This is a genomic window from Methylorubrum pseudosasae, from assembly GCF_029504475.1.
Lineage (GTDB): Bacteria > Pseudomonadota > Alphaproteobacteria > Rhizobiales > Beijerinckiaceae > Methylobacterium > Methylobacterium extorquens.
In genome coordinates this window covers 4,882,084-4,902,794 of record NZ_JAQGDU010000002.1, presented here as the reverse complement: position 1 = coordinate 4,902,794, position 20,711 = coordinate 4,882,084, and the positions used below count along the sequence as shown (strand labels likewise).

Annotated in this window: 21 protein-coding genes and 1 pseudogene; 11 read left to right on the top strand and 11 right to left on the bottom strand. The window is 70.0% G+C overall.

Annotated elements, in window-relative coordinates; all coding sequences use genetic code 11:
• Positions 1–35 precede the first annotated feature (35 nt).
• A complete protein-coding gene (locus tag M2437_RS24135; RefSeq protein ID WP_056464943.1) occupies positions 36–968 on the bottom strand; it encodes a quinoprotein relay system zinc metallohydrolase 2 in 933 nt (310 codons plus the stop codon).
• A 185-nt stretch (positions 969–1,153) separates the two neighbouring features.
• On the opposite strand from M2437_RS24135, the gene M2437_RS24130 reads away from it, so the two are divergent.
• Genes M2437_RS24130 through M2437_RS24115 form a run of 4 tightly spaced genes read left to right on the top strand, consistent with a single transcriptional unit; the run spans position 1,154 to position 3,455 of the window.
• A complete protein-coding gene (locus M2437_RS24130) occupies positions 1,154–1,729 on the top strand; it encodes a TetR/AcrR family transcriptional regulator (protein WP_003602565.1) in 576 nt (191 codons plus the stop codon).
• Between the two features lie 26 nt (positions 1,730–1,755).
• Positions 1,756–2,052, top strand: a complete 297-nt coding sequence (locus M2437_RS24125; RefSeq protein ID WP_056111358.1) for a nucleotidyltransferase family protein — start codon at positions 1,756–1,758, stop codon at positions 2,050–2,052.
• A complete protein-coding gene (locus M2437_RS24120) occupies positions 2,052–2,426 on the top strand; it encodes a HepT-like ribonuclease domain-containing protein (RefSeq protein WP_253388887.1) in 375 nt (124 codons plus the stop codon). The genes M2437_RS24125 and M2437_RS24120 overlap by 1 nt, the downstream gene beginning before the upstream one ends.
• A 42-nt stretch (positions 2,427–2,468) precedes the next feature.
• The gene (locus M2437_RS24115) at positions 2,469–3,455 is read left to right on the top strand and encodes a CobW family GTP-binding protein (protein ID WP_253388886.1); all 987 of its coding nucleotides are present in this window, start codon (positions 2,469–2,471) and stop codon (positions 3,453–3,455) included.
• Positions 3,456–3,908: 453 nt separating this feature from the next.
• On the opposite strand, the gene M2437_RS24110 is transcribed toward M2437_RS24115, so the two are convergent.
• Positions 3,909–4,160, bottom strand: coding sequence for a hypothetical protein (locus tag M2437_RS24110; RefSeq protein ID WP_253388885.1), 252 nt, complete (start codon positions 4,158–4,160; stop codon positions 3,909–3,911).
• Between the two features lie 577 nt (positions 4,161–4,737).
• On the opposite strand from M2437_RS24110, the gene M2437_RS24105 reads away from it, so the two are divergent.
• The 7 genes and pseudogenes from M2437_RS24105 (at position 4,738) to M2437_RS24075 (ending at position 13,162) form a co-directional block, all read left to right on the top strand.
• Positions 4,738–6,174 (top strand): O-antigen ligase family protein, encoded by a 1,437-nt coding sequence (locus M2437_RS24105; protein WP_253388884.1) that lies wholly within the window; start codon positions 4,738–4,740, stop codon positions 6,172–6,174.
• Positions 6,171–9,549, top strand: a pseudogene (locus M2437_RS24100) (PAS domain-containing protein). The gene M2437_RS24105 and the pseudogene M2437_RS24100 overlap by 4 nt, the downstream one beginning before the upstream one ends.
• 63 nt (positions 9,550–9,612) lie before the next feature.
• On the top strand, positions 9,613–10,104 hold the full coding sequence (gene parS, locus M2437_RS24095) for a type II toxin-antitoxin system Prs ADP-ribosylating antitoxin ParS (RefSeq protein ID WP_253388882.1): 492 nt from the start codon (positions 9,613–9,615) through the stop codon (positions 10,102–10,104).
• Entirely contained in the window at positions 10,101–10,328 is a 228-nt protein-coding gene (locus tag M2437_RS24090; protein WP_499007104.1) for an RES family NAD+ phosphorylase, read from the top strand. The genes parS and M2437_RS24090 overlap by 4 nt, the downstream gene beginning before the upstream one ends.
• A complete protein-coding gene (locus M2437_RS24085) occupies positions 10,318–10,599 on the top strand; it encodes an RES family NAD+ phosphorylase (protein WP_499007103.1) in 282 nt (93 codons plus the stop codon). The genes M2437_RS24090 and M2437_RS24085 overlap by 11 nt, the downstream gene beginning before the upstream one ends.
• A 95-nt stretch (positions 10,600–10,694) precedes the next feature.
• Positions 10,695–12,143 carry a YcjX family GTP-binding protein gene (locus M2437_RS24080; protein ID WP_003602557.1) on the top strand — a complete coding sequence of 483 codons (1,449 nt, stop codon included), beginning with the start codon at positions 10,695–10,697 and terminating at the stop codon, positions 12,141–12,143.
• A complete protein-coding gene (locus M2437_RS24075; protein WP_253388880.1) occupies positions 12,140–13,162 on the top strand; it encodes a YcjF family protein in 1,023 nt (340 codons plus the stop codon). Before M2437_RS24080 ends, M2437_RS24075 begins: the two co-directional genes overlap by 4 nt.
• 118 nt (positions 13,163–13,280) lie before the next feature.
• Here M2437_RS24075 and M2437_RS24070 read toward each other — a convergent pair whose 3' ends face one another.
• The 9 genes from M2437_RS24070 to M2437_RS24030 all read right to left on the bottom strand — a co-directional run bounded on the left by M2437_RS24070 (position 13,281) and on the right by M2437_RS24030 (position 20,692).
• On the bottom strand, positions 13,281–13,667 hold the full coding sequence (locus tag M2437_RS24070; RefSeq protein ID WP_253388879.1) for an exopolysaccharide production protein YjbE: 387 nt from the start codon (positions 13,665–13,667) through the stop codon (positions 13,281–13,283).
• A 208-nt stretch (positions 13,668–13,875) separates the two neighbouring features.
• The gene (locus M2437_RS24065) at positions 13,876–14,427 is read right to left on the bottom strand and encodes an RBBP9/YdeN family alpha/beta hydrolase (protein ID WP_003597653.1); all 552 of its coding nucleotides are present in this window, start codon (positions 14,425–14,427) and stop codon (positions 13,876–13,878) included.
• A 70-nt stretch (positions 14,428–14,497) separates the two neighbouring features.
• Entirely contained in the window at positions 14,498–15,766 is a 1,269-nt protein-coding gene (gene lysA, locus M2437_RS24060) for a diaminopimelate decarboxylase (RefSeq protein ID WP_076644052.1), read from the bottom strand.
• Between the two features lie 197 nt (positions 15,767–15,963).
• Positions 15,964–16,314: a hypothetical protein gene (locus tag M2437_RS24055; protein WP_012253357.1), complete on the bottom strand. Its 351-nt coding sequence runs from the start codon at positions 16,312–16,314 to the stop codon at positions 15,964–15,966.
• A gap of 152 nt (positions 16,315–16,466) precedes the next feature.
• Positions 16,467–16,745 (bottom strand): hypothetical protein, encoded by a 279-nt coding sequence (locus tag M2437_RS24050; protein WP_003597646.1) that lies wholly within the window; start codon positions 16,743–16,745, stop codon positions 16,467–16,469.
• 190 nt (positions 16,746–16,935) lie between these two features.
• Positions 16,936–17,643: a hypothetical protein gene (locus tag M2437_RS24045; RefSeq protein ID WP_253389667.1), complete on the bottom strand. Its 708-nt coding sequence runs from the start codon at positions 17,641–17,643 to the stop codon at positions 16,936–16,938.
• Between the two features lie 222 nt (positions 17,644–17,865).
• A complete protein-coding gene (locus M2437_RS24040; protein WP_003597644.1) occupies positions 17,866–18,483 on the bottom strand; it encodes a DUF1134 domain-containing protein in 618 nt (205 codons plus the stop codon).
• A 355-nt stretch (positions 18,484–18,838) separates the two neighbouring features.
• Positions 18,839–19,489, bottom strand: coding sequence for a ribonuclease HII (gene rnhB, locus M2437_RS24035; RefSeq protein WP_253388878.1), 651 nt, complete (start codon positions 19,487–19,489; stop codon positions 18,839–18,841).
• Positions 19,490–19,615: 126 nt separating this feature from the next.
• Positions 19,616–20,692, bottom strand: coding sequence for a glycosyltransferase family 4 protein (locus tag M2437_RS24030; protein ID WP_253388877.1), 1,077 nt, complete (start codon positions 20,690–20,692; stop codon positions 19,616–19,618).
• Positions 20,693–20,711 lie beyond the last annotated feature (19 nt).

The window sequence follows — 20,711 nt, the reverse complement described above, 5'->3', positions numbered from 1 at the left end:
TTTCCTTCCCGGAAGCCCCCGAGACGGGGGCGAACTTATTCCCACTCGAGTTCTTGGTAGGCCTGGGTGACGTTGCGGCCGTTATAAGTGTCGAACAGCGCCCAATGGTCTTTCTCCCCCAGCGCGACGGTCCGAACTGCGGTCTCGATCGGCACGCTTGTGGCCACCGCCTTGCGGGTTTCGTCGCGCAGTGCCGAGAGATAACGCGCGAGGTCGGCCATCGCCGGCGCGAACGCCACCCGTGTCGGGCCGTGGCCCGGCACGGCGTCGGTGGCGCCCACCGCCTTCAGCCGCTCGATCTCCTTGAACCAGCCGAGCAGGCTGCCGTCGAGCGAGGGGATTCGCCCGACGAAGAGCAGGTCGGCCGGGAACAGCAGCCCGCTGCCGGTGTCGAGCATCGACAGGTCGCAGCTCGTATGCGCGTTGCCGTGGGCGGTGAGCCGGAGGGTGCGGTCGCCGAGATCGATCTCGGCGCCCTCCTTCACCTCCATCGTCGGGTAGACCACCTCTCCCGCCTTCTCCTCTCCGAGGATCTCGGCGAGTCGCTGGCGGTAAAACGCGCCCCGCGCATCGAGGGCGCCGCGCAGGCCGGCATGTCCGACGAAGGTCGGGTTGTCGCCGCGGAAGGCCGCAGCGCCGAAGACATGATCGGGATGCACGTGGGTGAGCATCACGTAGCGGACCGGCTTGTCGGTGCGCCGGGCGATCTCCCGGCGCAGCCACTGCCCGTCGGCGAGACTGCCGCCGGATTCCGTGACGAGCACCCCGTCCCGGCCGATGATGAAGCCGATATTGGCGATACCGTCGGCGTTCTCCGGCGTCGCCTCGGCATCGGGCCCGCGCCGAATGAAGGTGCCGGGTGCGACCTCCTCCATCGTCATGGCATCGACGGCAAAGCCCGCTCGCGGCAGGCAGCACAGGCAAAGCCCGCCGAACAGAGCCGCGCGGCGTGTGACGGGGGCGCTCAACGCCCGCCTCCGCCGGACTCGTCACCTGGGCACATCCGTGCCGGCATCGGCCGCTTCCTCCCGGTGAATTTATCGATATAGTGCAAACCATCTAGTAGGTAGATTTTTGTGCCGTCAAGTGCCACCATCGCGAACGGGCGGAGCCGTCGCGAGCACGTGATCGGCCCGATACGAACGGACGGATGATGAGAGACACGCGCGCATCGCTCCTCAGCGAGGCCGAGATTTTGGTGCGCGGCCGGGGCTATTCCGGCTTCAGCTACGCCGACCTCGCCGAAGCGGTCGGCATCCGCAAGGCGAGCATCCACCACCATTTCCGCACCAAGGAAGCGCTCGCCCAGGCGCTGATCGAGGCCTACGACGCGCGCTACGACGCGGCGCTCGACGACATCTCCGGCCAGACCGCCGACGGGGTCGCCCGGATCGAGGCCTATGGCCGGCTCTATCTCGGCGGGGTCGAGCGCGGCCTCGGCTGCCTGTGCGCGGCGCTCGCCGTCGAGCTGGAGACGCTGCCCGAGGCCCTGCGCCGCGCTATCACCGCCTTCTTCGAGAAGCACATCGCCTGGCTCGCCGGCGTGATCGAGGAGGGTCAGATCTCCGGCAGCGTCCGCGCCGGCCTCGACCCGCAGGCCCATGCCCGGATGATCGTGGCGACGCTGGAGGGTTCGCTGCTGCTGGAGCGGTTCCTTGCCGGGCCGGAGGGGTTCGGGCGGACGCTGGCGGCCCTGAGCGAAGGGCTGCGGCCGGTGAACAAGTCCTGATAGACTGGCGCCGGAAGGAGCGCCCGATGGACAGGATGGAGGCCATCACCCGCCTTCGCGACAGTGCCGACGCGGTGCGCACCATGGGCGCCACATCGCTCTACCTGTTCGGCTCCACGGCTCGGGATGAGGCGCGCGCCGACAGCGACCTCGACCTCTTCATCGATTATGATCCCGCGAGCCGCTTCAACGCCTTCGACCTCGTCGGCATCAAGCTGCTGCTGGAAGACCGGCTCGGGACCGCGATCGACGTCACAACCCGCGACGGGCTGCACCCTCGGTTACGTGACCGGATCGAAGCCTCCGCGTTTCGCGTGTTCTGATGGCTCGGCGTGATTATCGCCACGCTCTGGACGACATGCTGGCCGCCCTCGACGGAATCGCTCAAGCGACGGCAGGACAGGACTTCGACGCCTTTTGCCGGAACTGGCTGCTGAAGCACGGCGTCGAGCGAGGCATCGAGATCATCTCGGAGGCGAGCCGCGCCTTGCCGGATTCCGTCAAGGCACTGAGGCCCGAGATTCCCTGGCATCAGGTGCGCGCCATCGGGAACATCCTGCGGCACGAGTATCACGGCTTGTCCGAGCGGATTCTCTGGAACGTGGTCGTCGATGAGTTGCCGCGCCTGCGCATCGCCGTCGAAGCGCTTCAGGCGCAGGCCGGCGATCTTCCATCCGACCCCGTTGATACAATATAACAGCCCGACGTTCCGTCACCGCGCAATCGACCCAGGCCTTCCATGTCCGATGCTTCCCCCCTCGCCGCCTCCCAGAAGATCCCGGTGACCGTGCTCACCGGCTATCTCGGAGCCGGCAAGACGACGCTGCTCAACCGCATCCTCACCGAACAGCACGGCAAGCGCTACGCCGTGATCGTCAACGAGTTCGGCGAGATCGGCATCGACAACGACCTCGTGGTCGGGGCCGACGAGGAAGTGTTCGAGATGAACAACGGCTGCGTCTGCTGCACCGTGCGCGGCGACCTGATCCGCATCATGGACGGGCTGGTGAAGCGCCGCGGCAAGTTCGACGCGATCATCGTCGAAACCACGGGACTGGCCGACCCGGCCCCCGTGGCCCAGACCTTCTTCGTCGATCAGGATGTCGGCGAGGCCGCCCGGCTCGACGCGGTGGTGACGGTGGCCGACGCCAAGTGGCTCACCGACCGGCTCGCCGACGCGCCCGAGGCCAAGAACCAGATCGCCTTTGCCGACGTGATCCTGCTCAACAAGTCCGACCTCGTCTCAGGGGTAGATCTCGACCGGGTCGAGGGCCAGATCCGCGCGATCAACCCCTGGGCCAAGATCCATCGCACCGAGCGCTGCGCGATCCCGCTCGATCAGGTGCTCGACCGCAACGCCTTCGACCTCGCGCGCATCCTCGACGTGGAGCCCGACTTCCTGGAGGAGGGCCACCACCATCACCACGACGAGCAGATGCAGTCGGTCTCGGCCAAGATCGACGGCCCGGTCGATCCGGAGAAGTTCATGCCTTGGATCTCGAACCTGACCCAGGTTCAGGGGCCGGACATCCTGCGCTGCAAGGGCATCGTCGCCTTTCCCGACGAGCCCAAGCGCTTCGTCTTCCAGGGCGTTCACATGATCCTTGACGGCGACGTCCAGGGGGATTGGGGCGCCGACGAGCCGCGCGTCTCCCGCGTCGTCTTCATCGGCCGCAACCTCGATCCGGAAGCGATCCGCGAAGGCTTTTTCGCCTGCAAGGTCTAGAGCCGTATCCGACCTGATGGCATCAGGCCGGCGGCTCTCGGTCTCTGTTTTGACGCGGATTCCGACGAACCGGCGGCCCCTTCGTCGGAATGCGCTCCAGGGTGACGCGCCACCGGTCGGAAACCGCGCACGAAAAAGGGCCACCCTCGCGGGCGGCCCTTTCTTCTTGCCGATCTCCGAGCCGGCCTGCCGGCCGGATCGATTCGATCAGGGGGAAGCGTTCGGCGTCAGAGGTTGAGCAACACGTTCGCGGAACCGATCACGGTGGTCGCGAGGCCGAGCGCGAGCGCACCGATCATCCCGTAAGAAAACGCCTGCATCATCCGCATCTGTCGAAATCCTCCATTCGTATCCGATCGAAACGCTCATCGCCGATGCCGGTGCGGCGAGACGGAGAGCGTAGAAATAAGGCCTGAGAGACCATGCCCGATCCGGCCGGATCGGGCCGGGAACTTAGCAGCGGTTGCCGCCCGCGGTCTGGCCGTACTGCTTGACCGGGAAGTTCTGCTGGTTGGCGTTGCCTTCCGCGGCCGAGTTCATCGGGCAGGCTGCGTAGGACGGGCCGTCATGGACGCCGAGGGAGTCGGTCCAGCCGGACGTCATCGGGATCGGGCGGGCATGGCTTTGGCTGAAGGCCAGAGCCGACGTGACCGGGGCGACACCCAGGACGATGGCGGCGACGGCAGCGGCGATACGAGTGTTCATCAATCTCTCCAACAATCAATCTCGGGATAGTCTGGCGATCCAGACCTTACTGTTCTTCGGTAAATTGAATATGGGGAGTGGTTGTCCGCAGTGACGTGCCGTGGCGCACGCGGTGAGATGGAACAACTACGCGTCTGATTTTTCGGCGCCGTCCCGTCAAAGTCGAGATCGATCCGATCTGGCTGAAAATTATCGCTAGACCGTGCCTCTTCGAGTAGAACTATTATTCCAGAAGACGGCGTGGGCACATCAGCCGTCGCGATCTGTCCGCGATGATTGAGTGCGCCGTCTCGGACTTGTCATTCCAGATACGCTGCGCCCCCGTCCCGGGCATCGCTCGCAGGCAGCGGCGGCTGACACCCTGCACGCACGGAACGACGATCTCAGGTTTGCCGGCCGTCACGTTCCGCACCTCGAGAGGAGCGCAGCGAGCTGCGCAGCCGGGGCTGTTGGTTAAAACGCAACCTTTCGGTGGTTCGATCAGCCCGGTTGAGGGGTCCGCAATCCCGCCGGGTGCCGCGTCGCGGAGCTCGGGCGGGTGGCGTGCGCGGTGCCCCGCGAGAGTTCGAGTTCGCCGATGTCTTCCATGACAGCCGCGCCGACAGGTGCGACGGCCGCCGCGTCGCCGTGGGCGGCGGGCTCGTCACCCTGGGCCGCAGGCTCGTCACCATGGGCCGCGGGCGCTTGGGGACGCGTCCCCGCCCTCCGCGCGGTCCAGGGCCTGGCGAGCGGCCTCCACGCGGCGTTCATCTTCTTCGCCTGCTTCGCCTTCTCGGACGCCTCGCCCTACGACCTCGTGGCGATTCCAACGATCGTGCTGTGGCTCGCGCTCGGCATCCGCCTGCACCGGGGGGCACTGCCCCTCGTGCTCCTGCTCCTCGCCTACCTCACGGCGATGGGGATCGCGCTGCTGCCTTATCTCAACGAGCCGCTGTCCGTGACCTGGACCGTGCAGCTCTTCTACCTCGCGGCCACCTGCATCTTCTTCGCGATGCTCTACGCCGACGACACGCAGGCGCGCATCGAGGTCGCGCTCAAGGCCTATACCGCGAGCTGTGTGCTCTCGGCGGGTCTCGGCATCGTCGGCTACCTGCAACTGCTCGGCATCGAGGATCTGTTCTACAAGTACGGTCGCGCCTCGGGCACCTTCCAGGACCCGAACGTGTTCGGCTCGTTCCTGACGCTCGGCGCTCTCTACCTGATCCACCGCCTCCTCTCCGGCGCGACCCGGTGGCCGATCCTGTCGCTGCTCAGCCTCGTCGTCGTGATGGCGGGCATCTTCCTGTCCTTCTCCCGCGGCTCCTGGGGCGGGACGGTCGTGGCGGTCGCCGTCATGGTCGTGGCGCTCTACACGACGAGCCGCTCGCGGGCCCTGCGGCGGCGGATCGTCACCCTCGGTCTCGTCACCATCGGCTTCGGCGCGGTCGCGCTCGCGGGGCTGCTCTCGATCGACAGCGTCGCCCAGACCTTCCAGACCCGCGCCGCGGTCACGCAGGATTACGACGAGGGCGAGACCGGTCGCTTCGGCAACCAGATCCGCGGCATGGGGATGCTGCTGGAGGAGCCGCTCGGCCTCGGTCCCCTGCGCTGGCGCCAGATCTTCAATCTGGAGCCGCATAATTCCTACATCGGCAGCTTCGCCAACGGCGGATGGCTCGCGGGCGCCGCCTTCATCGCCCTCGTGGCGGCGACCTCCTTCGTCGGCTTCCGGCTGATGCTGCGTCCCTCGCCCTACCGGGCCTACGCGCAGATCGTGTTCCCGGCGCTGCTGATGTTCTTCCTCCAGGCGATGCAGATCGACGTGGAGAAGTGGCGCCACGTCTACATGATGCTGGGGATGGTCTGGGCACTGGAGGTAGCTCGCCTGCGCGCGGCACCCACGCCCTTGACCCTCCCCCTCCCGCGGCGCATCGGAGGACATCCGAGCGTTGCAGCGCCGAGCGGGGCAGGCGGAGCGCGCGAGAAGAGGGTCGGAGGCCGGGGCGAGGTGTCCGGAACGAAGGTGAGGCCGTGACCACGGGAGCGGCGAGCGAGGCCGAGCGCCTCGCGGCTCTGCACGCCCTGCGCATTCTGGATAGCGATCCCGAGGCGCAGTTCGACGCCGTGTGCCGGACGGCGCAGCGCCTGTTCGGGGGTCGCGATCGCCTACATCTCCCTGGTCGATGCCGAGCGGCAATGGCTAAAGGCCTGCGTCGGCATCATGCCGACGCAGACGTCGCGCGCAGGCTCGTTCTGCGATCGGACGATCGCGCAGGATGCGATGCTCGTCGTTCCCGATGCCCGCCGCGACCCGCGCTTTTCCGGTCTCGAGATCGTGACCGGCCCGCCTCACATCGTGTTTTACGCCGGCGCACCGCTGATCCTGCGGCCGGGCGTGCGGCTCGGCTCCCTCTGCCTCGCCGATTCGCAGCCACGCGACTTCACCCCGGAGGACGCGGCAGCCCTGCGCGACCTCGCCGAGATCGTGACGGCGCAGATGCGGCTGCGGCGCGACAACCTTGCCTTCGCCAGCGAGCGGGCGCTGCGGCAGATCCATGAGAGCACGATCCGCGCCCAGGGCGTGGAGATCGAGCGGCGGGCAAGCGCCAACTCCCTCCTCACCATGGCCGAGCAGATCGCCCAGGTCGGGCATTGGCGCCTCAACTTTGCCAGCGGCCAACCGATCTACTCCGAGAGTCTCCTGCGCATTGCCGGCCTCGACGCCGCGGCGCCGGCGACCCGGCATCCCGGCCTCGCCCAGTTGTGCCATCCCGCGGATCGCGGGCGCGTCGAGGCGATCATCGCCGCGGCGATCGCGGGCGGGCGGGATTTCGAGGTCGAGACGCGGTTCGTGCGGCCCGACAAAACGATCCGCGACGTGATGGTGCGCGGCACCTGCAAGACCGACGAGGCGGGCCGGACGATCGGATTGTTCGGCATCCTCATGGACGTGACGGACCGGGTGCAGATCCGGGCGGAGATGCGCCGCAGCGAGATGCGCTACCGCAGCCTCGCCGACGCCCTGCCGCTGCTCGTCTGGACCGTCGATCCGGACAGCGGCGAGGCGACCTACGTCAACACGCGCTTCGAGGATTACTACGGCCCGATCGGCGCCGCGCGGGTGCAGCGGCTCGCCCGCAACCATCCTGACGACGCGCCCGCCATGGAGGCGGCGTGGCAGGCGGCTCAGGCCAGCGGCCAGGGCTATGACGGCCAGTGGCGCCTGCAGGCGCGGGACGGCTCCTACCGCTGGCACAAGATGTCGATTACCCCGATCCGCAACGCGGGCGACCCGGCCGGGATCACCGAATGGATCGGCACCGCGCTCGACATCGACGAGATCGTCTCCGCGCGGCTGGCGGTGGAGGATACGAGCCGCCTGCTCGGCATCGCCCTGGAGGGCGCGGAGGCCGGCACCTTCGACTGGAACCTGCGCACCGGCATCACGGTGCTGTCGCCGGAGAGCGTGCGCCTCTACGGTCTGCCCGAGACCGGTGAACCGCGCGCCCTGTCGCCGACGGAATGGACCGCGACCATCCACCCCGACGACGTCGTCGAGGCGTGGAACCGGATCCACCACGCCGTCGATTCGCGGTCCCGCTTCATCGCGGAATACCGGGTGGGCCAGCGCTGGCTCTACACCTCCGGCCGCACCTTGTACGAGGGCGACGGCCGCCCCTACCGGATGCTCGGGCTGCATCTCGACATCACCGAGCGCAAGGCAGCCGAGGCGGCCCTGCGCGCCGCCACCGCCGAGGCCCGCGCCGCCACGGTGGAGGCCGAGCGGGCGAGTGCGGCCAAGAGCGAGTTCCTCGCGGCCATGAGCCACGAGATCCGCACGCCGCTGAACGGGATCCTCGGCTATGCCGACCTGCTCCTCGACCGCAGAGACCACGATCCGGAGGATCAGCGCCGCCTCGAACTGATCCGCGTCTCGGGCGAGTCCCTGCTCACCGTCGTCAACGACGTTCTCGACGTCTCCAAGATCGAGGCCGGCCAACTCGAACTCGACCCGCTTCCCTTCGCCCTGGGCAAGCTGATCGAGGACACGGTCGCGATCATGCGCGGCACCGCCCTCAAGAGCGCGCTGACCGTCGAGGCGCGGATCGATCCGAATCTGCCCGCGAGCGTGGTCGGCGACGCGAACCGCCTGCGGCAGGTGCTGTTCAACCTGCTCAACAACGCGGTCAAGTTCACGCCGGCCGGCTCGGTGATCCTCACGGCGCGCTACGAGGGCTCCGTCCCGGGCGCCGACGGCGGCACCGCGGAAGCTTTGCGCTTCGAGATCAGCGATACCGGCATCGGCATTGCGCCCTCGCAGCGGCACCGGCTGTTCAAGCCCTTCAGCCAGGTCGACGGCTCGATCAGCCGGCGCTTCGGCGGGTCGGGCCTGGGGCTTGCGATCTGCCATCGCCTCGTCACCATGATGGGAGGCGCGATCGGCGTCGAGAGCCGAGAGGGCGCCGGCTCGACCTTCTGGTTCACCCTGGCCCTGCCGCGCGCCACCAAGCCGCCCACCGCGCAACCGGCGATCAGCCCGCATCGCCCAGAGGCGGCGCGGCCGGCCCGGCTCCTGCTCGTGGAGGACGTGCCGATCAACCAAACGCTGGCCCGCGCCGTGCTGGAGGTGCAGGGCTACCGCGTCGATGTGGCGGGTGACGGGAACGCAGCGATCGCGGCCGTCGAGGCCAGCTATGGCCCGGAGGAGGCCGGCACCGACCCTTACGCCGTCGTGCTGATGGACGTGCAGATGCCGGGCATGGACGGCCTCACCGCGACCCGCCGCATCCGCGCCATGACGGGCCCCGCCGCCCGCCTGCCGATCGTGGCGATGACCGCCAACGTCCTTGACGGGCAGGTGCAGGAATTCATCGCAGCGGGCATGGATGACCATGTCGGCAAGCCGTTCAAGCGCGCCCAGCTCTGCGCGGTGATCGAGCACTGGCGGGTCGTCGGCGCCGAGCGGGCGCGGGAGGCGGCATCCCCGAAACGCCCGCCCGAAGACATCCCTGGGCGTCGCCCTGAAACCGGGCCGCCGGATTTCGCGGCTCGCGGACACGGCGACGGCGAGCCGTTGCTCGACCGCGCCGCCTTTGCCGCCGTGCAGGCCACGATGGGCCGCGAGCGCGTGCTGTCGCTGCTGTCCCTGCTCGAACTCGACCTCGAGCTGCGCTTCCTCCCGGAGGGGGCCGAGCCGGGCCGGACCGATTTCGACCGTGAGCAACTCGCCTACGACGCCCACGCCATGGTCGCCGCGGCGGGCGCCCTCGGCTTCCTCGCCCTGTCCGGGCTGTGCCGGGAGATCGAGGACGCCTGCCGGGACGGCGGCGCGCTTCCCGCCCTGATCCACCGCCTCGCGATGCTGCGGACCGATACGCTTGGAACGATCCGGGCCATCCGGGCGGCGTAATACTGAGCGGCGCTTGCGGCTTTGCTCAAACGAGCTATCTTGTTGCTCTAAGGAGCAATCGCCATGCCGGACACGATGATCAAGACCCCGGCCAAGCGGAGAAAGCCGCACGGGCCGGGGGCACGACCCTTCGCCTATCTCGACCTCTACCGCGCCTCCCCCTTCGACCGCATCGAGGTCATCAAGGCGGGGGTGCCTGCTAGGGCGGTCAAGGGTTTCATCACGGCGCTGTGCCTCGACCAGCAGGTGATGTTCGACGCCCTCAACCTGAAGACGGCCACGGTGAACAAGAAGGCGGCCCGGGACGAAGCACTGTCGTCCGAGGACAGCGAGCGGGTCGTCGGCCTCGCTAAGCTCGTCGGGCAGCTCGAAGCGATGATCGAGGAATCCGGCGCGACGAAGGATTTCGATGCGCCGGGATGGCTCTCGCGTTGGCTGCGCGAGCCCTTGCCGGCGCTGGGCGGCGGCAAGCCGCTCGACCTCCTCGACACGATGGAGGGCCAAGCTCTGGTGTCGCGCGCGCTGGCGCAGATTCAGAGCGGAGCCTATGCGTGAGCCGGTCGCTCTGGCGGATCGGGACCGATGCTCGGACATACACTGCCGACGACCTGTCGGGGACCGGGGCCAAGCTCTCCGGCGGCCGATGGAACGCTGTGGGCGTCGCCCTGGTCTACGCGGCGGGCAGTCGTGCCCTCGCCTGCCTCGAAACCTTCGTCCACCTCAATGCCGGCGGCCTGCCGTTGAAACCGATACCTCGTCGAAATCGACGTGCCGGATGAGGTCTGGGCGTCGGCCGAACGCGCGAGCCCGGACACGCTGCCCGTCGGCTGGGACGCCGAGCCGGCGGGTCTCGTCAGCCTCGCCTTCGGCACGGATTGGGCGAACGGAAATCGGTCGGCGCTTCTGCTGGTCCCCTCCGTCATCGTGCCGGAGGAGCAGAACGCCCTCATCAATCCCGCCCATCCCGACGCGGCGAAGATCACGGCACGCAAGGTCCGCAAGTGGCTCTACGATCCGCGCCTCGACCGCGACCGAGGTCCCTTCGCGTGAGACGACGCCTCTTCCGCGTCTTGAGATCGCAGCCTTCCCGCGCCACCTGACAGCCCGTCCCGCTTCCCCGCCGAAGCCCGCCGCCAGAGCCTGCCTTGCCGCCCCTCTTCGACTACGCCGCGCAAGCGGGCTCCGCGATCAAGGCCTTCGCCGAAGCCTCCAGCGATCTCCTGATCCAGCCGACGCTGAGGCTCGGCGTCACCGGTCTCGCCCGCTCCGGCAAGACGGTGTTCACCACGGCGCTGATCCATCATCTCGTGGAGGGCCACGCCCTGCCGGCCTTCGAGCCGGCGCAGGCGGGCCGCTTGCGCCGGGCGCGTCTCGTGCCACAACCCGACGACGACGTGCCGCGCTTCCCCTTCGAGGAGAACTTTTCCGCGCTCACCGAAGCGCGGCGCTGGCCGGGCTCGACCGACCGGATCAGCCAGCTTCGCCTGGAGATCGAGTACGAGCGCGCCGGCGGCTGGCGCTCGGGCCCGGGCACGCTGATGCTCGACGTGGTGGACTATCCCGGCGAATGGCTGCTCGACCTCGCTTTGGTCGATCAGAGCTACGTGGCGTGGTCGCGCGCGACCATCGCCGGCACCCGCCGGGCCGGCCGGGCCGAGATCGCCGCGCCCTGGCTCGCGCTGATGCAGGAGCTCGACCCCGCGGCCCCCCTCGACGAGGTGCTGGCCGAGCGCGCCGCCAACGCCTTCAAGGCCTATCTCGGGGCGCTGCGCGCGGGCGCGGAATCGGTCGCCACCACGCCGCCGGGGCGCTTCCTGATGCCGGGCGATCTGGCCGGCTCGCCGATGCTGACCTTCGCGCCCCTCGACCGTCTGGCGGAAACCCAGGTACCCGGCAGCCTCGGCGCTCTGATGGAGCGGCGCTTCGAGGCCTACAAGAGCAAGGTGGTGGAGCCGTTCTTCCGCGAGCATTTCCAGCGCGTTGATCGGCAGATCGTGCTGGTCGATGTGCTCTCGGCGGTCGATTCCGGCCCGGCAGCCCTCGCCGAACTGGAGGAGGCGCTGGACGCGGTGCTGCTCGCCTTCCGGATCGGGCGCAACAGCCTGCTCTCGCGCTTCTTCGCGCCGCGGGCCGAGCGGATCATGTTCGCCGCGACCAAGGCCGACCATCTCCACCAGTCGAGCCACGACCGGCTTGACGCGCTGCTGCGCCTCCTCGTTTCGCGGGCGATGCGCCGCACTGAGGCCGCGGGCGCGCGGGTCGGCACCGTGGCGCTCGCCTCCGTCCGCGCCACCCGCGAGACCACGGTCCATGACGGCGGCGAAGTGCTCCGCGCGGTCTCCGGCACGCCGGAGGCGGGCGAGCATGTCGGCGACGAGATCTTCGACGGGCTGTCGGAGGCCGCGGTGTTTCCCGGCGAGTTGCCCGCCGACCCGCAGGCGGTGCTCGACGGCGCGGTTCCGGCGGGCTCGTTCCGCTTCCCCCGCTTCCGCCCGCCGCCGGTGAAGCCCGACGCGCTCGGCCGAGCGGGCCACCTGCCGCAAATCCGGCTCGACCGGGCCATGCAGTTCCTGATCGGGGACAAGCTGACGTGACCAACCCGCAGCGCCCGCGCGCCTTCCGCATCCCCGCCGCAGACCAGCCTCCGCCGGAGGCCGCGACCGCCGAAGCCCCGCCGCGGCCGGAAGTGCGCCTTGTCGACGAGCCCTACGAGATCGTCGACGCCGCCGACGGCGTTGCCGTGCCGGTGGCGCCCAAGCGCCGCGCGCCGTGGCTGTCGATCCTGTTCAGCGCGCTCGGCGGCCTCGTCACCATCGCCGTTGGGCTCTCGCTGGAACGCCTGATCGCCGACCTGTTCGCCACTGCGCCCTGGCTCGGCGGGGTCGCGCTCGCGCTCCTCGCCGTCGCCGTGATCGCGCTCACGGCGATCGTCGCCCGCGAGGCGCTCGGCGTCTGGCGCGAGCGCAAGATCGAGGCGTTGCGCGAGCGCGCATTGGCCGCCCTCACGACCCGCGACCACACCGCGGCGCAGGGCGTGGTGCAGGAGCTTCGCGGCTTCTACGCCGACCGGCCGGCGCTGGCAGGCGCCATCCGCCGGCTTGATGCAGTGGGCGACGCGATCCTCGACGTGGACGACCGGCTGGCTTTGGCCGAGGGCGAGTTGCTCTCGCCCCTCGACCGGCAGGCCAAGGCGGCCATCGCCCAGGCTGCGAGCCAAGTCTCGGCGGTCACGGCGCTCAGCCCGCGGGCCATCGTCGATGTCGCCTTCGTGGTGTTCTCGGCCGCCCGGCTGCTGCGCCGGATTGCGGCGATCTACGGCGGGCGGCCCGGCCTGCTCGGCTTCCTGCGGCTCGCCCGCGCGGCCTTCGCCCATCTCACCGTCACCGGCGGCATGGCGGTCGGCGAGGGCATGCTGCACCAGGTGCTCGGCCTCGGGCTCGCCGCCCGCGTCTCGGCCAAGCTCGGTGAGGGCGTGCTCAACGGCCTGATGACCGCCCGGTTCGGCCTCGCGGCGGTGGCCGTCTGCCGGCCCTTACCCTTCGTCCGCGTCAGCCCACCTACGGTCAACGACGTCGCCGGCCAGCTTTTTCGGACTAGCGAACCAAAGGAATAATGAGATTCCAAAGGGATCATCCCTTTGGCGGGGACCAGGGCGGCGCCCCAAAAGCAAGAAGCTCCCAGGCCGGGCGGCCTGGGAGCTTCTTTTCGTTACGGCTAAGTGAGTGCGGCGGTCAGCAGTCGTCGCCGCCCTTCTTGTCGCCGAGCTTCTGGTCATGGCCGGCGGCGTTCATCGCGCCAACCGTGCCCGGGGCGGCCGGCTGGTCGCCGCCGGCGGTGTTCTTGGCCGAGCTGGTCTGGTCCGAGCCCGGCTTGTTGCCGACGCCCTGACCGGCGCCGACATTGTTCATCGCGCCGACGGTGCCGGGCGAAGCCGGCTGCTGGCCACCCGCGAGGTTCTTCGAACCGGCATCAGCGCCGCTGCCGGTGCTGCTGTTGGCAGCAGCGGAATCGCCGGGGGCCTTGGCGTTGGTGCTGCCCGTGTTGCACGGAGCGGCGAGCGCAGAGCCGGCGATGAAGGCGAAAGCGGTGGCGGTAGCGATGGTCTTCGTGAGCGTCACGATGGCGTCCCTCCGAAATTATCCGACCGACACTGCCGGCCGGTCTGCCCGGAGAAAGCAATTGAGGAAATTTAAGTTCCCGATTCGCCCCGGATCAAAGAAACTTTTTAGAACTGCATTCCCATCCCTGGGTACCTGCATTTGACGGAAAATCCGGCAACTCCCTGATCGGCAATACCCTATTCGGCTCCCCGGCGGATCGGCCCGACTAAAGCGGCGCGAGAAAGCCGGCCAGCCGCATCAGGCCCTCCGGCCAGGGCCCGTGCCCGCTCGCGACGTTGATGTGGCCGGCCTCGCCCGCATCCACCAGCGCCGAGCCCCAGGCATAGGCGTAATCCTCCGCCCGCTCGTAGGTGCAGTGCGGGTCGGTGCGGCTCGCCACCAGCAGCGACGGGAAGGGCAGCGGATCGCGCGGCACCGGCGCGAAGGCGCGCACGCTCTCGGGCAGGTCGGCCCCCGCCTCGATGTCGGGGAAGGCCACCAGCAGGGCCCCCCGCACGACGCCTTCGGGGAAGCGCGGCGCGGCCTCCACCGCCGCGACCACGCCGAGGCTGTGGGCGATGAGGATCACGGGCCGGGTCGCCGCCGCCACCGCCTCCGCGACGCGGGCACGCCACGCCTCCGGGTCGGGCCGGTGCCAGTCGTCCTGCGCGACGATCCGCGCGGTCTTGAGCCGGGCCGCCCAGCGCGCCTGCCAGTGCTCCTCCTCGGAGCCGGCATAGCCCGGCAGGATCAGGATGTCGCAATCGGCAGTCTTCATCGTCAGTGTTCTCGGACGGGCGGCGTCCTCACGCAACGGGCGGCGGGCCACACGGGCTCCGCCGCGAGCGTCACGCGAGCCAGTCGGGCAGGCGGTCGAGGCGGATCAGGTCGTCGTAGCTCGGGCGCGGGCGCACCACGGCCGAGCGGTCGCCGGTCACGAGCACCTCGGGCACGAGGCGGCGGCTGTTGTAGGTGCAGGCCTGGACCGCACCGTAGGCGCCCGCGCTCATCACCGCGATGAGGTCGCCTGGCGCCACCATCGGCATCTCGCGGCCGAGGGCGAGATAGTCGCCGCTCTCGCAGACCGGGCCGACCACGTCCGCCGTCAGCCGGGGCGTGTCGGGAGCGGGCTCGCGCACCGGGCGCAGGGCGTGGAAGGCCTCGTAGAGCGTCGGGCGGATCAGATCGTTCATCGCTCCGTCGACGATGACGAAGGTCTTCTCGTCCGTCGGCTTCACGTAGATCACGCGGGTGACGAGGATGCCGGCATTGCCGGCGATCATCCGCCCGATCTCGAAGACGGGGCGCAGGCCGAGCGGCTTGAAATGCGGGCGCAGGATCGCGGCCAGAGCCGCCGGATCGGGCGGAGGCGCGTTGTCGTCGCGATAGGGGATGCCGAGGCCGCCGCCGAAATCGACGTGGTGCAGCCGGTGCCCGTCGGCGAGCAGATCGCGGGCCAGTTCGCAGAGCAGGCGCGCGGCGTTGTCGAAGGGGGTCAGGTCGGTGATCTGGCTGCCGATATGCGCGTCGACGCCGACGATCTCCAGGCCGGGTAGCCGGGCGGCCCCGGCATAGACCGCGCGGGCGCGGGAGATCGGGATGCCGAACTTGTTGTCGGACTTGCCGGTCGAGATCTTGGCATGCGTCAGCGCATCGACATCCGGGTTCACGCGGATCGAGACCGGCGCCTTGCGCCCGCGCGCGACGGCGACCTCGGACAGGGCGGCGAGTTCCGGCTCGCTCTCGACGTTGAAGCAGAGGATGTTCGCGTCGAGCGCCGCAGCCATCTCCTCACGGGTCTTGCCGACGCCGGAGAACACGATGCGCTCGCCCGGCACGCCCGCAGCGAGCGCCCGGCGCAATTCGCCCTCGGAGACGATGTCCATGCCCGCACCCTGGTGCGCGAGGGTGGCGAGCACCGCCTGGTTCGAGTTTGCCTTCATGGCAAAGCACACCAGCGCATCGTCGCCCGCGAAGGCTTCGGCGAAGACGCGGTAGTGCCGCTCCAAGGTGGCGGTGCTGTAGCAGTAGAACGGTGTGCCGACCTCCTCGGCCAGCGCGGTCAGATCGACGTCCTCGGCATGGAGGCGCCCGTCCCGGTAGTGGAAATGGTGCATGTCAGGAGAATCCGCCGCCGCGCCCGCCGGATGAGGGATCGGCGCATCCGAATGCCCCCACGCGCGGTGCGCTGTCTACGTGTCTCTCACAAAACTCCGCTTCACGGGCACGCCCGGAGGGGAGTGGATCGAGGATCGGAAGCTGTGTGCCCCCGAACCGGAGACCGGCCTCGGTAGGGGCGCGTTCCGGCGGCCCGCTACAGAAGCGGATCGAGGATGAAGGGCTCTTTCGGGATCCGGTAGCCGCGCTTGGATCCGCGGGAGGTCGTGACCGGAACGCCGTCGCCGCCTGCGGGGATCGCCGCGGCGCTCAGCTCGTCGCCCGCCTGCACGGCTTCCGGATCGGGGGCCGCGCCGCGATCGCCCACGGAGACCGTGCTGCCCGGCAGGCTCCGCGCCGAGGCGGGAACGCCGGGCCGCGTCCCCGGAGCGGTCTCGGAGAGGGCCGCACCCGGCGGCTCCAGGCTGCCGCGCCGGCCACAGGCCGTGCAGGCCAGGGTGAGGCCGAGCGCGATCAGGATCGAGAGGCGGGCGGAAGGGGCGGGCATCGGTGTTTCCGGCGGTCTTTCCCGGCTGGGCGGTACGAGCTTAGCCGTTGGAGCCTCGCCCCGAAAGGTGGGCCACGGCGTCTCGGGCGGGACGAGGGGCGCGCGACATGGATGCGCGGCGCGCCCGCTTCCGTCGGGGTCCCGCGCGGTCGTCAGCTCTTCTTGTTGCCGCGCTGCGAATCCTTCGGCGGCGCGTAGGCGTCGATCGCCCGGCGGCAGTTTTCGGAGAGCTTGGCCCAGTTGGTCTTGAAGCACTGATCGGTGGCCGGATCGTCCGGGTCGAGGTTGCCGCAATAGCTGAGGTAATCGCCGGTGCAGTACTTCTTGAGCGTCTCGTTGCCGCGCTTCGACTGCTGCGCCTGTGCCGGAGCAGCCAACACGGCGACCGCACCCGTGAGGGCGAGAACCAGGGGCGTCAGCTTCAAAGCCATGATGTTCGCTCGATCGCGGTTCGTGGGAAGAGATTCGTGAGAGGAGATCCGGGCGCGATGATGCCCCCGCTTGTTCGAAACAAGGCGGGTCCGGGGCAAACGCAAGATGGTTCGGTGCTTACGGGCTCGTACGGGACGGGGCAAGAGATGCTGGCAGAGTAGGCCCCCGGCCGGCGCCGCTCGGTGCGTTTCAGCTCTCGGCGAGCGCGGGAGACGCGGCCGGAAAGGCTCCGGCTTGGGGCAAGCGATCTTGGGGCAGACGGTCGTGCCGCGCCAAGGCGTCGGCGACCTCGCTGATACGGCGGCGCAGCTCGGCGGTGTCGTCGCTCCCGCGTGCGGCCAGCGCCGCCTGAGCCGCCGTCAACTCCGCGCGCAGCGCCTCGATCTCGGCCGCCGTGGAGACAGGCCCGACGGTCTCGCCCTCGGCGCCCGATGGCACCGTCGCGGCCTGCATCCGGCGCGTCGCCTTGAGATCGTCGAGGATCGCGCGGTGGGCCTCTTCCAGGGCGTGCAGGGTGGCGAGCCCCGTCTCACCCTCGGCCCGCGCCGAGGCGAGGTCCCGGTCGAGCCCGGCGATGCGCTCGAGGGCGCGGGCCACCTCGGCCTCGCTGCGGATCCGGGCGGCGACCGCAGCCTCGGTCTCCATGGTGCGGGTCCCGATGGCGGCCATGTCGGCGTGGCGCCGGGCGGCGATCGCCTCGGCCTTTCGCTCCAGCCGCCGCTGCACGACGGCGAACTCCGCGCGCAGATGGTCGCGCTCGGCCACGACCTCGGACACGCTCACCGGCAGGGTCGCCTCGATCCGCCGTCGGGCGAGACGGCTGGCGCGGGCGCTCACGGTCGGCAGGATCGTCAGGGCGCACAGGCTCGCCAGGAGGAAGCCGAGCCCGAAGATCATCACGGTCTCGATCACGAAGGGGCCCTCACGCCGCCTCGGCCGGGCAGGTCCGGCCGCTGCGTCTTTTGCCCGTCTTGCCCGCGCGGAGGCAAGCGCCGTGTCTTCCCTCCGGCCTTAAGCGTCGGCGACCGCACCCGCGGGCGCTTGTCGCAGAGGGCATCCTGCCCCCTCTCCGGGCGATTGCGTGGCGTCAGGCGGTGGCCGGAATCGTTCGGGAAACGGTCAGAACGGGTTCCAGGTCGGGCGGCCGGTGAATTTCAGGTAGCCGATATTGATGCCGAGCCGGGCGCCGACGCCAGAGCGGATCGGCACCACGATGATGCCGCCGTCGGTCACCGCCGTCATGCCGAAGCCGCCGATGAAGTAGGCCGAGCCGTCGACGCCGCCGAAGCGGCGGTAGAGGTCGCGCACGGCGGGCAGGTTGTAGACGAGCATCATGGTGCGCGCGCCGTCGCCGCCGACATCGAAGCCGAGCGTCGGCCCCTGCCAGTAGATCCGGCGCTGCCCGGCATTGCGGGTATAGAGCGTGCCCTCGCCGAAGCGCAGGCCGCCGACGATGGCGCCGGACGCCTCCTGTCCGAGGATGTAGCCGTTGGGCTCGCCCCAGCGCCGGGTCGCCTCCTCGACGGTCAGCGCGAGGCCGCGGGACACGCTGCCGAAGAAGCGGTGCCCGTTCTCGACCACCTCGGCGGCGCGGAACGAGTCCGGGCGCACGCCGTCGTCCTGATAGGCCAGAGCGGGGACGGCCCCGGCCAGGAGGCCGCCGGACAGCCCGGCCGAGAGGCCGAGCAGGGCAGCGCGGCGGGTCGTGCCCCCCGTTCGGATGGGATCGTGCGGCATGTCGGTCTCCCTACCGGCTCCCTTGCCCGCCCCTATGCCCGCCCGGGCTTGCCCGGCGCGCAGGCGCTTCCCTCGGCGGAAGCGGCATCGGATCGAGGCACGCAGGGAGCGCGCAGTCTCGAGATCGATCAAGTCAAGTTTGGGTTAACGGGCGGTTAAGCGGGCGGGTCATGCGGATGAGAGGAGAAGCCCGATCCGGTCCCACGGCTCTCGCCAAAGGGCACAGCGCATGGTCGCGAGGGCTTCCGAGAACCCGACTCGGCTGACCTTCGGCTTCCGAGTTTTTCCGGACGGCCATGGCTGCGGGGGGAGGGGGAGACACGACGGCACCGGCAAAGATCCCACCGGCACCCCGTCACGCGTCCGGGATGCCGCGCGCGGTCTCGAACCGTCCCGTGAAGCTGAGCCTGTGGTGCGGGCTGCGGCCTTGCGCGGTGAGGCCGGCGAGGTGGGCGGCGGTGCCGTAGCCGGCGTTGCGCTCCCAGGCATAGGCCGGGTGGCGCGGGGCGAGCCGACGCATGATCTCATCGCGAAACGTCTTGGCGACAATGGAGGCGGCGGCGATCTGCGGCACGAGGCGGTCGCCGCCGATCACCGCGCGGCAACCCTGCGTCAGGCCGGGAATCGGATCGCGCCCGTCCACCAGTACGGTTGCGTCGAGGCCGAGGCCCAGGACCGCCCGGCGCATGGCGTTGAGGGTCGCCCCGCGCACGTTCACCCGGTCCACCAGCGCCCGCGAGCCCGCCGCGAGCGAAATCCGCGCATGCGCCCGGATCAGCGGGGTCAGCGCCTCGCGCGCGGCACGGTCGAGGCGCTTGCTGTCGTCGAGCCGGGCCAGAATTTCCGGCGGGAAGGCGATGGGGTCGAACCACACGGCCGCCACCATCACCGGACCGCACAGGGCACCGCGCCCGACCTCGTCGCAGCCGATCACCGCCGGATAGGTGGCGGCAAGCGCAGGATCGAACGGGCGCGGGGCTTTGACGGATTTCGGTCGAGGGGCCATGGCGCGGACCCTGGCATCCCTGCGCTCCCCCGTCATCCCGGGGCGGGCCAAAACCCCGCGGACAAGGGGCGCCCCGGCCATGAATCCGGCGGCATCCGATCGATCCCGCGGGAATGCCGGCCTCGCTCAGCCGGGGCGCGGCAGCGGGGCGCTGTTCGGTTGGCGGGCGGAGCGCTGAATCGATCCGAGCGCGTGGGCCGTCGCGATGTTGTCGTAGAACTGGCGCGCGCTCTCGGCCCAGGTGTAGCGCATCGCCTCCGCCCGGCAGCGCTCCCGCGGGATCGCGAGCGCGGCGAGTGCGGCCGCGCGCAGATCCGCATCGAGGGCGCCCGCGCCGGTGCCGCCGATCACGTCGAGGGGGCCGGTCACGGGATAGGCCGCAACCGGCAGGCCCGAGGCGAGCGCTTCGAGCAGCACGATGCCGAATGTGTCGGTCAGGCTCGGGAACACGAAGGCGTCGGCACGCGCGTAAACCCGCGCCAGCGCCTCGCCGGTCAGCGCCCCGAGGAAGTGCGCGTCCGGCGCCAGCGCCTGGAGCCGCGCCCGGTCCGGCCCGTCGCCGACCACGACCTTGGAGCCCGGCAGGTCGAGGCTGAGAAAGGCGGCAAGGTTCTTCTCGACCGCGAGCCGGCCGACCGAGAGGAAGATCGGCCGGGGCAGATCGGAAAACGGGTTCGCCCCGTCGTCGCCGTCACGGGGGCGGAAGAGGTCGGTGTCGACGCCGCGGGTCCAGCGCATCAGGTGGGTGAAGCCGCGCCCCGCCAGCTCCCGTTCGAGGGAGGGCGTGCTGACCATGGTGCCGCTCGCTGCGGCGTGGAAGCGGCGCAGCCACGCATAGCTCCAGGCCTCCGGCACCGGCGCGCGGGCGGCGAGATATTCGGGAAAGCGGGTGTGGTAGCTCGTGGTGAAGGCCTGCCCCCGCGACAGGCAGGCGGCGCGCACCGCGTGGCCGATCGGGCCTTCCGTGGCGATGTGCACATGGGTCGGTGCGAGCCGCTCCCAGCGCGACAGCACCCGGCCGCGGGTGACCAGCGAGAGCCGGATCTCGCGGTAGCCCGGCATCGGCAGGGAGGGGAAGTCGGCCGGCGTCAGCATCAGCGGCTCGACGCCGAGGCCGGCGGCGGCCTCGGCCATGCGCTCGACCGAGCGCACCACACCGTTGACCTGCGGGTGCCACGCATCGGTGGCGAGCAGCAGCCTCATGCGGGTCTCGTCTGTCCGT